We start from the raw sequence: 13166 nt of genomic DNA, 5'->3' as shown, positions 1-13166 counted from the left end.
GGCCTTGGCGAAGGCTTGGTGGCAGCTTGGCCACGCACCACGGCCATGGCCCTCGCCGGCTGATCTCCAGCGGGGCGATCCCCGGCTGCTGATTGACGCCCGCGGCACCGCCACCGTCGCAAGCCGTCCAAGGCCGGCGATGCGCCGACCGCCCGGGGTACGCCCGCCGGGCGCGCTACGAATGATCCGCCCGCAGGCGGACTTTCGGCACCGGCTGGGCGCGGCGGGCGGCCTCGGCCCGGAGCCGGCGCCGCAGCTGCTTGCCGCGGCCGAGAAAGGAACGGGTCCGCAGGCGGCGGTCCTCGGGCAGGCTCCAGTCGGGCAGCGCGCGGTCGATCGCGACGGTGAGCCGGCCGTCGCCGTGGACGGCGGCGGTGCCGAGCAGCACGACGTTCTCCTGCCAGCGCATGCCGGGATCGTGCCGGTGGAAGGTCAGGCAGACCGGCCCGGGCACGGCGGCCACGCCGGCGGGCAGATCCAGCTCGTACCCGGTCGTGGTGCGGGTGAAGGCGCGCGCGGGCACGGTCACGGGCCGGCCGTCCGCCACCGTGGACACGATCGGCCGGCCCAGGTCGCGGGCCCGGCGGGCGTACGGGCGCCAGTCGGCGGGCGGCGCGGAGCGGCCGGGCAGGCGGGAACCCGATGGGGCCGGGTCCGAGGCGGGGGCCGTGGTGCCGGGCGGGCAGGTCCAGGTCAGCGGGTCGCGGGTCAGGTCGCCGCCCGGCCACCAGGTGATCCGCTCAGGGGTCACCTCGATGTAGATCCGCGCGAAGTACCAGGTCAGGCGCTTGACCAGGAACCACGGCAGCCCAGCGAAGGCGTCCGGGATCTTGGCCTGGGACTCGCGGACGTACCGGTCGGTGTTGGCCTGCAGGTCGGCGTCGCGGACGGTGGCGCGGCCCTGCACCAGCACCACCGGATCGCCCTCGAACAGCAGCGCGACACGCGGATCGCGGCGCGCCCGCTCGGCTTTGCCGGGATAGGTCAGGCCGGTGCTGACGTCGATGGTGCCGCGGGACCCGGTGTACGGGGTGACGGGCCAGGTGATGGGCCGCTCGTCGCGGGTGAGCGAGGTGTAGGCGCACACCACGGAGCTCCGGAACGTCGTGGTGGGGAGCGTGAGGGTCATGCCCGCGCACGCTAATGACGGTGTCTTGGGCCGTTCTTGGAGTCGGTTCTCAAGAGCCGCACAAGACCGGGAGGCCACGATGACGGCACCCTGACAAACCAGAAGGAGCACGACAATGCGCACCGCCGCACACCCGAACGTGCCGCAGATCACGCTGCCCGGTCAGGCCGCCGCCGCGCCGGGGCCGCTCGACATGACCAACATGTACCTGGCGCACTACGGCTTCCGCCGCGACCTCGGCCACCTGATCACCGCGATCGGCCGGGTCCGCCTCGGCGACCGCCGGCGCATCACCGCCCTCCGCGAGCACCACGCGTGGGTGCTGTTCGTGCTGCACCACCACCACACCGCCGAGGACGAGACGGTCTGGCCGCGGCTGCGGGAGCGGGCGCCGCAGGCGGTCGGCACGATCGACGCGCTGGAGGCCGAGCATGAGGCCTGCGACCACTGGATCCGCGAGAGCACCGACGCCTTCCAGGCGTTCGACGCCGGCCCGTCCGAGGAGCGGCGCGAGCGGCTCATGACCGCCCTGCGCGCGCTGGCCGACACGCTCGGCGCGCACCTGGCGCACGAGGAGACCGACGGGATCCCGCTGATGATGGCCCACATCACCCCGGAGGAGGACGCGGAGGGGCACAAGACGATCATGAAGCAGTACGGTTTCCGCAAGCTGATCACGCTGGTCGGCTGGATCACCTCCGAGCTGCCGCCCGATGTCGAGGCCCATCTGCGCAGGACCTCGCCCCGGCCGATGGTGCTGCTCAACACCCTGGCCGGCGGCCGCTACCGGCGGCGCGCGGCCTACCTGTGGGGGTGAGCCAGCTCGCGCTCCACGCTCTCGGCGTGCTCGGCGTGCCGCCGCGCCGCCCCGGAGTCGCCCAGCGCCTCGGCCAGTTGTGCCAGCGACCGGCTGACCGGCCACATCAGCATGCTCAGCCCGGCGATCCCCATGCGGTCGGCGTACGGGGACGCCTCTTCGTACAGGTCGGCGCAGGCCTGCCGGTCGCCCAGCCCCGCCCAGGTCTCGCAGCGGACGACCAGCCAGAACAGGTAGACGAACGTGCGTGGGATCGGCGGTTGCCGCTCCCACGGCCCGAGCACCTGGCGCGCCTCCTCCAGCCGGCCGCTGACCATCAGGTAGTGGGCCAGCCCGTCCCGGTTGAACTGGTCGAGCTGCTCGTGCGAGATGTCCTGCGGCGGCGGCACCGCGTCCGCCGCCCCGCGGCGCAGGCGCATGAACGCGACCTGGTACGTGGCGCCGGCCGTGGTGGTCTCCTCACCCCACATCGAGGTGGCGCGCTGCTCGGCGGCGGTGGCCGCGAGCAGCGACTCGGCCGCCTCCAGGTCGCCACGGTTGACGAGGAGGCCCAGCCGCAGCCAGGCCAGGATGATCCGCAGATACGGCATGTGCGTACGGCCGATCAGCCGCTCCGCCTCGGCCAGCACGTCCAGGGCCTCCGGCACCCGGCACAGCTCCAGCAGCGTGCCGCCCTGGCAGGTGAGCCCGATCGTACGCAGCTCATCGTCGCCCGCCTCCAGCCCGGCGCGGGCCATCTCCTCCCCCGCCTCCAGCCGCTGACGCACCGAGTCCGGGTCGAGCAGCGCGTAGTAGCGGGCGAACAGCACCCGGCCCAGCAGCGTCGCGTCGTTCTCCTGGCGGGCCAGCCGCGCCGCCTCGGCGCTCAACCGGTCCCGCTCCACGGGGTCGCACCCCGGCTGGTAGTACGCCTGGAGCGCCAGGCAGGCCAGCACCCGGGCCCGGGCCGACGGTTCCAGCCCTTCGTCGGCGGCCAGCTCCGTCAGGTCCGCCAGCAGATCGGCGTCGTAGTCGCCGTAGACCTTCCAGGGTTGCAGGATGCGGCCGCCGTACCCGGTCGTGGCCTCGATCCAGCGCCGCCGGTCGCCCTCCTGCTTGGCCAGGCGGCGCAGCCGCGTCAGCTCGGCCTCCTGCCCCATCGAGTCGCCCGCCCCGAACCTGGCCTCGGCCAGCGCGAACAGCAGGTCCATCCGCTCGGCCGGGCCCAGCTCGGGGTCGTCCTCGGCCACCTGGCCGGCCCGCTCCAGCAGCTCGACGGCCACGTCGTACGCGCGCAGCCGTTTGGCCTCCTCCGCCGCCCGCCACGCCGCCCGCCAGGCACGCGCGGTGTGGCCCGCGGGAATCGCCTGGAACCAGTGGTGGGCGGCGGCGGCCAGCCGGTCGGAGGCGGAGCCGCCGGTACGCGTCTCGATCGCGGCGGCCACGGCGGCGTGCAGCCGGGCCCGCCGCAGCACCGGCACCACCTCGGTGAGCGCCTCCTGCACCAGCGCGTGCACGAACCGGAACCGCCCGGGCCGCCCCTCCGCGACCAGGGCGGCGGCCATGGCGGGCTCCAGCCGGTCCAGCGCCGCGTCCAGGTCGAGCCCCGCGGCCTCGGCCACGATCGTCACGTCGAACTCCCGCCCGGCCACCGCCGCCACCCGCAACAACTCGGCGGACGGCTCGGGCAGCCGGTTCACCCGGCCGAGCACGACGTCCCGCACGCCCAGCGGCAGCGTGCCGCGGCCCGCCGATCCGGCTTCGAGGTAACGCATCAGCTCCGTGACGAAGAACGGGTTGCCGTTCGTACGGTCCCTGATCGCCCACACGTCCGTGCCCGCCGGGGTCAGCTCGGCCAGGTCGGACGGCGAAAGGCCGGACAGCGGCAGCCGCACCGCCTGCCGCCGCGCCAGCGCCTCGAACGCCTCGGCCAGCGCGCCCTCCGGCGGCGGCCAGTCGCGTGCAGTGCCCACCACGACCAGCCTGCCGTCCAGCACGTACTCGGCCAGGTAGCTCAGCAGCCGCAGCGAGGACCGGTCCGCCCAGTGCAGGTCGTCCAGCACCACCAGCACCGGCCGCCGGCCCGCGGTCAGCGCCTGTGCCGCCGCCCCGTAGGTGCGGAACCTCGCGCCCTCGGGATCGGTCCCGGTCGCTGAGCCGACTCCGGGCAGGTTCGCGCGTACGTCGGCGGGCAGTGGCGGCAGCGTGTCGGCCAGCCGCTCCAGCACCGTCACCCACGGCCAGAACGCCGGCGCACCCTCCGTCGCCGCGCACCGCCCCACCGCGACCGTGAAACCCCTGGCACGGGCCCGGCTCACCAGCTCTTCGGCCAGCCGTGTCTTGCCGATCCCCGGCTCCCCGGTGATCAGCGAGAACCCCGTCCGGCCCGCCGCCGCCGCTTCCAGCAGCCCGTCCAGCGCGGCCAGCTCCTCCTGCCGGCCTGTGATCCCTCTCTCGGCCACCCGCGGCTCGGGCGGCTGCGGCGGCCGGTGAGGGAACAGGGCCGGGGCTTGGTCGAGGATGTCGCGTTCCAGCGCGCGCAACTCCTCGCCCGGGTCGATGCCGAGCTCCTCGGCCAGGATCCGGCGGGCCGTGCGCAACGTCTCCAGGGCCTCGCCCTGGCGGCCGCTCCGGTAGAGCGCCAGCGCCCGTAACGCCCACAGCCGTTCGCGCAGCGGGTGCTCGTAGGTCAGGGCCTCCAGCTCGCCCAGCAACTCGCCGTGGCGGTCCTGCTGGATGACCGCGCTCACCCGCAGCTCGCGGGCCCGCTCCCGGGCCTCGGTGAGCCGCGCCCTGACGGCGGTCACATACGCCTGGTCGTCCAGCTCCTGGTACGGCTCGCCGCGCCACAGCGCCAGCGCCTCGCCCGCCAGCCGCTCCGCCTCGGCGGGCTCGGCCGCCTGCTCGGCCTGCCCGACCAGGCGCAGGAACCGCGTCGAGTCCACCTGCTCCGGATCGATCGCCAGCGTGTAACCCACCGGCCCGAACGTCAGCAACCGGCTCTGCGCCCTGGCCCGGCGTCCGGGCTCCAGCAGGCGGCGCAGGTTGGACACGTACGAGTGCAGCGACGCCATCGCCTCGGCCGGCGGCTCCTCGCCCCACAACCGGTCGATCAACGCACTCGGGGCCACCGGCCGGCCCTCCGCCAGCACCAGCCCGCACACCAGCGCCCGCATCTTCAGCGAGCCGATCTGACACGACCGCCCGTCGTCGCCGACGACCTCCAGCGGGCCCAGCACACGGAAGTCCACAGCCCTACCACCCTCATGAAGTCGCCTGATCTTACGACAAGGGGGAGGCTGGTGTGGTAGACCACGGCGCTGCCTCCGCCCCGGCGGGCGGCTCCGCCGTGGGTCCCGGGAGGCGGCTCCACCGTGGCGCGCCCAGGCCCGGGAACGGCACGTGTCCTTGGCTCCCGATCCGGCACAGTGGCGACGCAGGTGCCGATCGACCACGACGGCGGTAACGACCGCGCTGAGGCTGGGGCCGACCAGGTTGACCGGCTGCATGCCGATCGTTTGCGACGTGGTGCTGGTCAGTGAATGATGATCGGCAGCTCAGGCGAAGGAGTACTGGTGGACTTCACGATCAGATATGAACCCGCTCCCGACGAAGTGGCGCGGGCGCTACGCCGAGGTCTCAAACGGCAACTCACCGCGGTCTATCGGTTCCTTCCCTCGGTCCTGGTCGTGGCAGGACTCGCTTGCATCTGGGCCGATGCCGTCTTCGTGGGTGTGGGCATGCTCGTCGCAGCGGTCGTGGCTCCCTTCGCGGCGACCCTGGCGATCCGCCGGCTCGCCGCGCGGCAGCTCGCCTACATGTGCGTGCCTACGACGATTCGGGTGACCAGCGAAGGGTACGAGTGCCGAACCGAGCAGTACAGCACCACGATGCAGTGGTCTATGTTCGGACAAGTCGTGACAACTCCAGAGTTCTGGCTGTTCTTCGTGAACAGGCAGCTCGCGGCATTCCTCCCCAAACGTGCCTTCAACAGCGAGCAACAGGCCGAACTCATTGACTTCCTGGCCGCACGGCAGAATGCGGGAGCCTCTTGAGCCGGCTATCGCCCGACGGTGCACGGATGGACGAGCCGGTCCGCAATCCGACCTCGCCGTTGTCCAGACGGCCGGCGACGTGCCTGCTCAGCCGCTAGGGCGGGCTCCAGCAGGTTAACCTGCCTTACCCACCAGGCCGGCATCGAGCGTGGCGCGCTTCCAGGATGACGCCACGACCCGACGGTAACCGGCCGACCGCCGGGGGTCCGGGGGTCGGGAGACCCCCGGCAAGGGGGCCCGGGGGAGCTTGGCTCCCCGCAAGAGGAGCCCCTAGCCGCATCCGCGCGAAGGCCCGTGCAGTTGGAGATCAGGCGTCGATGAGGCGGGTGTAGAAGTCGAGGGCCACGTCGAAGCCGTCGTGGCAGTTGCGGTGGGATCGGTAGCAGGGCCGCCAGGCCGAGCTGGCGCCGACTCCCGCCCTGGCGTCGCTGAGGGCCGAGGGGACGCGTTCCGGTTTGGGGAGGAGGCCGTGGCCCAGGTAGCGGATGCCGGTCAGCTCGGTGTGGGCCCCACGGCCGCCCGAGACGAACGTGCCCAGCCGCCAGCCGCTCTCCTCGTCCCAGACCAGGACGGCCCCGTCCGCGAGCTTCAGCGTCGCGTCACGCGGATCGCAGGGGCCCTCCCACCAGTCCGCCACCTCAGGTCCCAGTACGCCGATGACCTGCCGCACATAGCTCGTCGGCTGCTGCAGCCACTCGTCGGAGTACGGCTTGACGTGCCTGATGGCCACGGACGGCACCCCCTTGTGCCCTAACAGTAAGAAAAAATGACAGTGACCAACCATACCCGCGCCGAACTTATTCCGTTGCACAGCCGTCTAGTCATTACGGACGATATTTACGTCAGATACGGGGAAGGAGGGGTGCCCATGATAGCCACGGTTCTGCTCATCGTCCTGATGGTCGTCGCCGTCGCGGCCACAGAAATGATCATGTGGTGCTCCGAAAAGAGCAAAGAGAGTGTCGAGTCCACTGCCGAGATCACCGGGGACTAGTCTCTCGGGCATGTCGTCCCTGCTTCTCTGGCTGCACATCGCCTTCGCGATCTTCACCATCGGCCCGGTCACCGCCGCGACGATGACCGCGCCGCGTGTCATCCGCAACAAGAACGTGCCCGCGCTGCAGATCATCCAGCGCATGACGAGGATCTACAGCCTCGGCACCCTGGGCGTGTTCGCGTTCGGGGTGGCGCTCGGCGCGGTGCTCGGCGGCGGACTGCTCGGCAAGTGGTACATGACGGCCTCGATGACGCTGTTCATCGTGGCCGCCGTGCTGCTCGTCATCATCGACCGCGACCTGCGCACCGCCCTGCGGGCGCTCTCCAGCGAGAGCCCCGAGGACGACGCGAAGGTGCAGATCGGGAGGATCGCCGCGATCAGCGGGCTCGTGTCCGTGATCTGGCTGGTGATCCTGTTCCTGATGGTGGTGCCTGGCTAGAGGCCGGGCAGCCGTTCAGGCGAGCGGGTGTCTGGCCAGAGGCCCGGGCAGCCGCTCAGGCGAGCGCCTGGGTGAGGTCGGCGAGCAGGTCGTCGATGGTCTCGATGCCGACCGACAGCCGCACCAAGTCGGCGGGCACCTCCAGCGCCGATCCGGCCACCGAGGCGTGCGTCATCCTGCCCGGGTGCTCGATCAGCGACTCCACCCCGCCCAGGGACTCCCCGAGCGTGAAGAGCTTCGCCCGGTTGCACACCTCCACGGCCTCCGCCTCGCCCCCGGCGACGCGGAACGACACCATGCCCCCGAACCGCCGCATCTGCTTGGCCGCCACCTCGTGCCCCGTGTGCTCGGACAGCCCCGGGTAGAGGACCTGGGTCACCCGCGGGTGCGCGAGCAGCAGGTCGACGACGCGTTCGGCGTTGTCGCAGTGGCGGTCCATGCGTACGCCCAGGGTCTTGAGCCCGCGCAGCGTCAGCCACGCGTCGAACGGCCCGGCCACCGCGCCCATCGCGTTCTGGTGGTAGGCCAGCTCCTCCCCGAGGCCGCGGTCGACGGTCACCAGTGCCCCGCCGACCACGTCGGAGTGGCCGCCCACGTACTTGGTGGTCGAGTGCACGACGACGTCCGCGCCCAGCTGGAGCGGCTGCTGCAGGTACGGTGACGCGAACGTGTTGTCCACCACCAGCAGCGACCCGTTGTCATGGGCCAGCTGGGCCAGCCCGGCGATGTCGGCGATGCCGAGCAGCGGGTTGGTGGGCGTCTCGACCCATACGATCTTGGTCTTCTGCGTCATCGCCGCGGCGACGGCGTCGAGGTCGTGCAGCGGGACCGGGTCGTAGTGCAGGTCCCAGCGCTGGTGAACCTTGGCGAACAGCCGGTACGTCCCGCCGTACGCGTCGTTCGGGATGACGACGTGATCCTGCGGCTTGCACACCGTGCGCAGCAGGGTGTCCTCGGCGGCCAGCCCCGACGCGAACGCGAGCCCGCGTACGCCGCTCTCCACCGCCGCCAGCGCCTCTTCGAGCGCGGTCCTGGTGGGGTTGGCCGAACGGCTGTACTCATATCCGGAACGCAGACCGCCCACGCCGTCCTGCTTGTAGGTGGAGGTCGCGTAAATCGGGGGCACCACCGCACCCGTCGTGGGGTCGGGCTCCTGACCTGCGTGGATGGCCAGCGTCTCAAAACCGTTGCTCATACCCGCCACGTTAATGGAAGTCGGCCCGCGATCCGTCCCCTCCGGATCGCGGGCCGCTCACGGGCACCGTCCCCCAACGGCCCCCGCGATGGCTCGCGCACCATGCCCGCGCGAGCCGGGTCCTCAGGCCGCCCTGGACTCGTGGCCCTCTGAGCGAGGCCGGAGCCGTACGACATCCGCCTCGATGAACCGGCCGCTGCCGCCTTCCGCGGGCTCCCCGTTGATGCGGGAGAGCAGCACCGGGTCGGCCAGCGCGAGCAGCACCCCCACCAGCAGCCCGAGACCCAGCAGCACGAATCCGATGGCAACCATTTCCTGTCCCCTTCCGACATCTCCCAGCATCGGCGACACCCCATGGCTCCCGCCTCCGCTGAAGGACTGGTCTCCGGCCACCCGTCTCGGCCGAACGGCTGATACGAGATGTCCGACTTCCGGCCTAGGCTCGAGGCCGTGGTGGAGAGCAAGCGCATCGTGTACTGGATCCGGCGGCTGAGCGAGATCGCGATGCTCGGCTGGCTGGGCATGATGCTGCTGCTTGACCTCGTGCTGGCCGGCCTCACCGGAGGCGTCCAGTGGCTCGTGCCCTTCTGCGGCGCGGCCGGCATCGCGGCCGTGGTGCTGCGGCGCCGCTACCGGATCGAGGGGTTCAGCATCATGCTGGCCCTGTCGTTCAGCACGTCGATCGTCATCGGCAGCACCGAACTGTTGGGCGCGCCCGGCATGGCGGAGACGGGATCGCTGCTCATCCTGATCATCGGCGTGCTGCGGCACGTGGAGCCGGTGCGGCGGGCGGCGGTGCTCGCGTGCGTGGGCCTGATCGTGCTGCTGGCCGAGGCCGTCGGGCGCGATTACCACAATTCGGGGCTGGCGTTCTCGTTCCTGCTGTTCGCGGGGTGGTCGACGGCGGCCGGGGTCGGTGGTTACCTCCGCTTCCAGCAGGAGCGCCGCACGGAGGCCGTCTATTCGGTACGGCGGGCCGAACGCCTCGAACTCGCCAGGGAGCTGCACGACCTGGTCGCCCACTACATCACGGGCATCGTGGTCCAGGCCCAGGCCGCGCGTACGGTCGCCGAGACCAAGCCGGAGGCGGTGGCGCCCGCGCTCGACGCGATCGCCACAGCCGGGTCGGAGGCGCTGACCTCGATGCGGCGCATGGTCACGGTGCTGCGCACCGAGGACGACGCGGCCCGCAAACCCGGCGTCACGCTGGCCGACCTGCGGATGCTGACCGAGCGGTTCTCCGCCGAAGGGCCGAAGGTGGCGTTCGAGATCGGGCAGGGGCTGGACGATCGCACGCTGCCGCCCGAGGTCATGACGACCCTGCACCGGGTGCTCCAGGAGTCGCTGACGAACATCCGCAAGCACGCCTCCCGTACCGCCTGGGTCGAGGCGGGTCTGCGGCGCTTCGAGAGGGTGGTGGTGCTGCGGGTGCGGAACTTCGGGTCGGGGTCAGATCCGAAGGTGTCGCGCCTCGGCGGCGGGTTCGGGCTGGTCGGGATGGCCGAGCGGGTGGAGGCGCTGGGCGGCAGGCTCTACGCGGGCCCGTCCGCCGAGGGCGCCTGGGAGGTGGTCGCCGAGTTCCCCCTCCCGTAGGGCCTGCTCGAACGCCTCGCCGCCCAGGACGGCCCGCAGCCGCCCGCCGATCCGCTCCACGTCCAGCCGCTCGCCCGCCGGCAGGGGCGCCCCCGCCGCCGCCCGCATGGCCGTGGCCGCCCCGATCAGCCTGGCCGCCTCCACGGGCCTGCCCCCTTGGTCGAGCGACAGGTCGAGCGACAGGGCTCCCGCCAGGCCCTCGAGCGCCAGCGCGACCGCCCGGGGATCGCCGCTCGCCCGCGCGGCCTCGTACCCCTCGCGGTGCCTGGCCAGCGCGAGCGCGGCGGCTCCGCGCTGCTCGGCCGCGAAGCCCAGCTCCGCCATGACGAACGCGATCCCGGGCGTCCCCCGCACCTGCCGCAGCCAGTCGAGCAGGGACAGCAGGTACGACTCCGCCTCCTCGTACCTGCCCTGCCGCCGGGCGCTCAGGGCCAGGCCGAGCACGGCGTTCTCCTCGGCGGACTTGTACGACTGCTCGACCGCCAGCCGCCTGGCGCGCTCGTGGTGGTCGTCGGCCCGCCCGTAGTCGCCGGACAGCATCGCGATCCGGCCCAGCGCGGCCACCCTGAACGACACCTCGAACCCCAGCTCCTCCGCCAGCCGCAGCGCCTCCTCCCGCAGCCGGGCGGCCCTGGCGTAGTCGCCGCGGATCTCCGCCGCCCGGTCGAGCACGTCCATGGCCTCGATCTGCCCCCACTCATCCCCGAGCTCCCTGAAGAGCGCCAGGCCCCGCTCGCCGTCGCGTTCCATCGCCGCCAGGTCGGCCCGGCCGACGGCGAGCTTCCCGCGCAGGCAGAGCGCCGCCGCCACACCCCACCGGTCGCCCAGCTCCCGGTAGGCCGCCAGCGCTCGCTCCGCCGCCACCTCGTGCGCCCGCCGGTCGCCGTAGGCCCACCGGACGTGGCTCAGGAACCAGTCGGCCAGCGCCGCGCCCGCCGGGTCGAGCTCGGCCCGCCGGACCGGCGAGGCGGGCTCGCCGATCAGCAGCTCGATCCCGGCCAGCCAGACCGACGCCCGCGCCGCCTCCGCCCCGGAGGCGGCGTGCTTCCCCAGGGCCGCCGACAGGGAGCGGCGGGCCTCGCGCAGGCGCCCGCGCAGGAACCAGTACCAGGCCAGGGCGTTGGCCAGGCGCAGCGGCTCCGGTCCCGCGAGGGCGAGCCGGAGGTTGGCGCTCTCGGCGTCGAGCCGGGCGAGCCATTCCCGCTGCCCGGGCCCCTTGAGGTCTGCCCGTTCGGCCAGGGCCGTGTAGTGGCGGGCGTGGCGCTCCCTGATCGCGTCGTACTCGCCCGCCTCGCGCAGCCGCTCCACGCAGTACGCCGTCACGGACTCCAGCAGTCGGTAGCGCGGCCCGGCCACGCGCACCACCAGCGACCGGTCGACCAGCCTGGCCACGGTGTCGAGCACGTCCACGCCGGGCTCGGCGCACACCTCCTCGGCCGCGTCCAGCGTGCACCCGTCGGCGTGCACGGCCAGCCGCCGCAGCACGATGCGCTCGGGTTCGCTCAGCAGCTCCCAGCTCCAGTCGATCATCGCCCGGAGCGTGCGCTGCCGCGCCGGCGCGTCCCGCATGCCCGCGCTGAGCAGCCTGAACCGGTCGTCCAGCCGGTCGGCCAGCTCCCGTACCCCGAGGGCGCGTACGCGGGTGGCGGCCAGTTCGAGCGCCAGCGGGATGCCGTCGAGGCGCCGGCAGATGGTGGCCACGGTCTCGCTCGGCGGGACGTTCGCCCGGACCGTGAAGAGCCGTACGGCCTCGGGTTCGGGCAGGGGCGGCACCACGCGTACGGACTCGCCCGTCACACCCAGCGGCTCCTGGCTCGTGGCCAGCACGCGCAGCCCCGGGGCGGTGCGCAGGAGGGCGGCGGCGAGCTCGGCCGCCTGCTCCACCAGGTGCTCGCAGTTGTCGAGGACGAGCAGCATGCGCTTGCCCGCCAGCGCTCCTGCCAGCCTGGGCGCGAGCGGGGCGGCGTCGTCGTCCCGCACGCCGAGCACGGCCGCGACCGCCTCGGCGGGCTCGGCCGCCCCCGCCAGCTCGGCCAGCCACACCCCGTCGGGGAAGTCCGGCCCCGCGTCGGCGGCGGCGGCCAGGGCGAGCCTGGTCTTGCCGACGCCGCCCGGCCCGGTGAGGGTCACCAGGCGGGAGGCGGCCAGCAGCGCACGGACGTCGGCCAGCTCCCCCTCCCGGCCGACCAGGTCGGTGAGCGGCGCGGGCAGGTTGGTGGCGGGCGCCACCGAGGAGGCCGGCGTCAGGCCGGGGTCCTGGCGCAGGATGGCCTGGTGGAGGTCGGCCAGCGCGGGTGACGGGTCGAGCCCCAGGTCCTCCCCCAGCCGCCTGCGCAGGCCCTCGTACGCGGCCAGGGCCTCGCTCTGCCGCCCGCCCCGGTAGAGCGCCGTCATGTGGCCGGCGACCAGCCGTTCGCGCAGCGGGTGGCGGGCCACCAGGTCGCCCAGGTCCACGGGCCGGCCCAGCTCCAGGCGTACCTCCGCCTGCTCCTCCAGGGCCGCGAGGCGCGTCTCCTCCAGGCGCGCGGCCTCCGGGAGCGCGAAGGCGGCGTCGGCGAAGTCGGCGTACGCGGGCCCGCGCCACAGCGCCAGCGCCTGCTCCAGCTCGGCCGCGCGCGTGCGCGGATCAGGGGACCGGCGCTCCACGAGGGAGCGGAATCGCCCGGCGTCGCAATCGTGGGCGGCCAGCCGGTATCCGGCGGGCCCGTGCACGACCAGGCCGGGGTCGCCGAGGGCCCGGCGCAGCTGGGAGACGCGGGCCTGGAGGGTGCCGACCGGGTTGCGGCCGGTCGCGGCGCCCCAGAGGTCGTCGATCAGCCGGTCCGCCGAGACCGGCCCGCCCCCGTGCGCCAGCAGGTCGGCCAGGAGCGCGCGTACTTTGGGCTCGGCCACCGGGACGGGCCTGCCGTCCTCGGCCCGGACCTCCAGCGGTCCCAGCACCCCGAATCGCACCACGTCAGTA

10 protein-coding genes and 1 pseudogene are annotated in these 13166 nt (G+C 73.1%); 5 read left to right on the top strand and 6 right to left on the bottom strand.

Annotation, left to right across the window (positions count from 1 at the left end; all coding sequences use genetic code 11):
* Positions 1 to 175: 175 nt before the first annotated feature.
* Positions 176 to 1129, bottom strand: a complete 954-nt coding sequence (locus tag AB0J87_RS30905) for a hypothetical protein (RefSeq protein WP_363970737.1) — start codon at positions 1127 to 1129, stop codon at positions 176 to 178.
* Positions 1130 to 1244: 115 nt separating this feature from the next.
* On the opposite strand from AB0J87_RS30905, the gene AB0J87_RS30900 reads away from it, so the two are divergent.
* Positions 1245 to 1946 carry a hemerythrin domain-containing protein gene (locus AB0J87_RS30900; RefSeq protein ID WP_363970735.1) on the top strand — a complete coding sequence of 234 codons (702 nt, stop codon included), beginning with the start codon at positions 1245 to 1247 and terminating at the stop codon, positions 1944 to 1946.
* On the opposite strand, the gene AB0J87_RS30895 is transcribed toward AB0J87_RS30900, so the two are convergent.
* Positions 1931 to 5176: a BTAD domain-containing putative transcriptional regulator gene (locus tag AB0J87_RS30895; protein WP_363970733.1), complete on the bottom strand. Its 3246-nt coding sequence runs from the start codon at positions 5174 to 5176 to the stop codon at positions 1931 to 1933. The genes AB0J87_RS30900 and AB0J87_RS30895 overlap by 16 nt on opposite strands.
* A gap of 324 nt (positions 5177 to 5500) precedes the next feature.
* Between AB0J87_RS30895 and AB0J87_RS30890 the strand changes: the two genes are divergently transcribed.
* Positions 5501 to 5980, top strand: coding sequence for a YcxB family protein (locus tag AB0J87_RS30890; RefSeq protein WP_363970731.1), 480 nt, complete (start codon positions 5501 to 5503; stop codon positions 5978 to 5980).
* Positions 5981 to 6287: 307 nt separating this feature from the next.
* Here the strand turns inward: AB0J87_RS30890 and AB0J87_RS30885 are convergent, their stop codons facing one another.
* Positions 6288 to 6710 carry a DUF6292 family protein gene (locus AB0J87_RS30885; protein ID WP_363970729.1) on the bottom strand — a complete coding sequence of 141 codons (423 nt, stop codon included), beginning with the start codon at positions 6708 to 6710 and terminating at the stop codon, positions 6288 to 6290.
* Between the two features lie 36 nt (positions 6711 to 6746).
* On the opposite strand from AB0J87_RS30885, the gene AB0J87_RS30880 reads away from it, so the two are divergent.
* Positions 6747 to 6974, top strand: coding sequence for a hypothetical protein (locus AB0J87_RS30880; RefSeq protein WP_363970727.1), 228 nt, complete (start codon positions 6747 to 6749; stop codon positions 6972 to 6974).
* Positions 6975 to 6984: 10 nt separating this feature from the next.
* Positions 6985 to 7416, top strand: coding sequence for a hypothetical protein (locus AB0J87_RS30875; protein ID WP_350725749.1), 432 nt, complete (start codon positions 6985 to 6987; stop codon positions 7414 to 7416).
* 55 nt (positions 7417 to 7471) lie between these two features.
* Here the strand turns inward: AB0J87_RS30875 and AB0J87_RS30870 are convergent, their stop codons facing one another.
* Both AB0J87_RS30870 and AB0J87_RS30865 read right to left on the bottom strand, forming a co-directional pair.
* Positions 7472 to 8611 (bottom strand): cystathionine gamma-synthase, encoded by a 1140-nt coding sequence (locus AB0J87_RS30870; RefSeq protein WP_363970724.1) that lies wholly within the window; start codon positions 8609 to 8611, stop codon positions 7472 to 7474.
* A gap of 123 nt (positions 8612 to 8734) precedes the next feature.
* Complete coding sequence (locus tag AB0J87_RS30865) at positions 8735 to 8923, bottom strand: hypothetical protein (RefSeq protein ID WP_350725753.1); 189 nt, start codon at positions 8921 to 8923, stop codon at positions 8735 to 8737.
* Positions 8924 to 9031: 108 nt separating this feature from the next.
* On the opposite strand from AB0J87_RS30865, the pseudogene AB0J87_RS30860 reads away from it, so the two are divergent.
* Positions 9032 to 10138: pseudogene (locus AB0J87_RS30860) on the top strand (histidine kinase); the annotation flags it as partial.
* Here AB0J87_RS30860 and AB0J87_RS30855 read toward each other — a convergent pair.
* Positions 10061 to 13159: a BTAD domain-containing putative transcriptional regulator gene (locus AB0J87_RS30855; RefSeq protein ID WP_363970722.1), complete on the bottom strand. Its 3099-nt coding sequence runs from the start codon at positions 13157 to 13159 to the stop codon at positions 10061 to 10063. The pseudogene AB0J87_RS30860 and the gene AB0J87_RS30855 overlap by 78 nt on opposite strands.
* Between the last annotated feature and the right edge of the window lie 7 nt (positions 13160 to 13166).

This window comes from Nonomuraea sp. NPDC049625 (assembly GCF_040675285.1).
In the GTDB taxonomy this organism is placed as follows: Bacteria; Actinomycetota; Actinomycetes; order Streptosporangiales; family Streptosporangiaceae; genus Nonomuraea; species Nonomuraea angiospora_A.
The sequence above is the reverse complement of the archived record's forward strand: the minus strand, read 5'-3'. Positions and strand labels throughout refer to the sequence as shown.

Excerpts from the sequence above, each read along its gene's own strand:
- AB0J87_RS30905 (WP_363970737.1), bottom strand. The coding sequence starts at position 1,129 with ATGACCCTCACGCTCCCCACCACGACGTTCCGGAGCTCCGTGGTGTGC.
- AB0J87_RS30900 (WP_363970735.1), top strand. The coding sequence starts at position 1,245 with ATGCGCACCGCCGCACACCCGAACGTGCCGCAGATCACGCTGCCCGGT.
- AB0J87_RS30880 (WP_363970727.1), top strand. The coding sequence starts at position 6,747 with ATGACAGTGACCAACCATACCCGCGCCGAACTTATTCCGTTGCACAGC.
- AB0J87_RS30875 (WP_350725749.1), top strand. The coding sequence starts at position 6,985 with ATGTCGTCCCTGCTTCTCTGGCTGCACATCGCCTTCGCGATCTTCACC.
- AB0J87_RS30870 (WP_363970724.1), bottom strand. The coding sequence starts at position 8,611 with ATGAGCAACGGTTTTGAGACGCTGGCCATCCACGCAGGTCAGGAGCCC.
- AB0J87_RS30865 (WP_350725753.1), bottom strand. The coding sequence starts at position 8,923 with ATGGTTGCCATCGGATTCGTGCTGCTGGGTCTCGGGCTGCTGGTGGGG.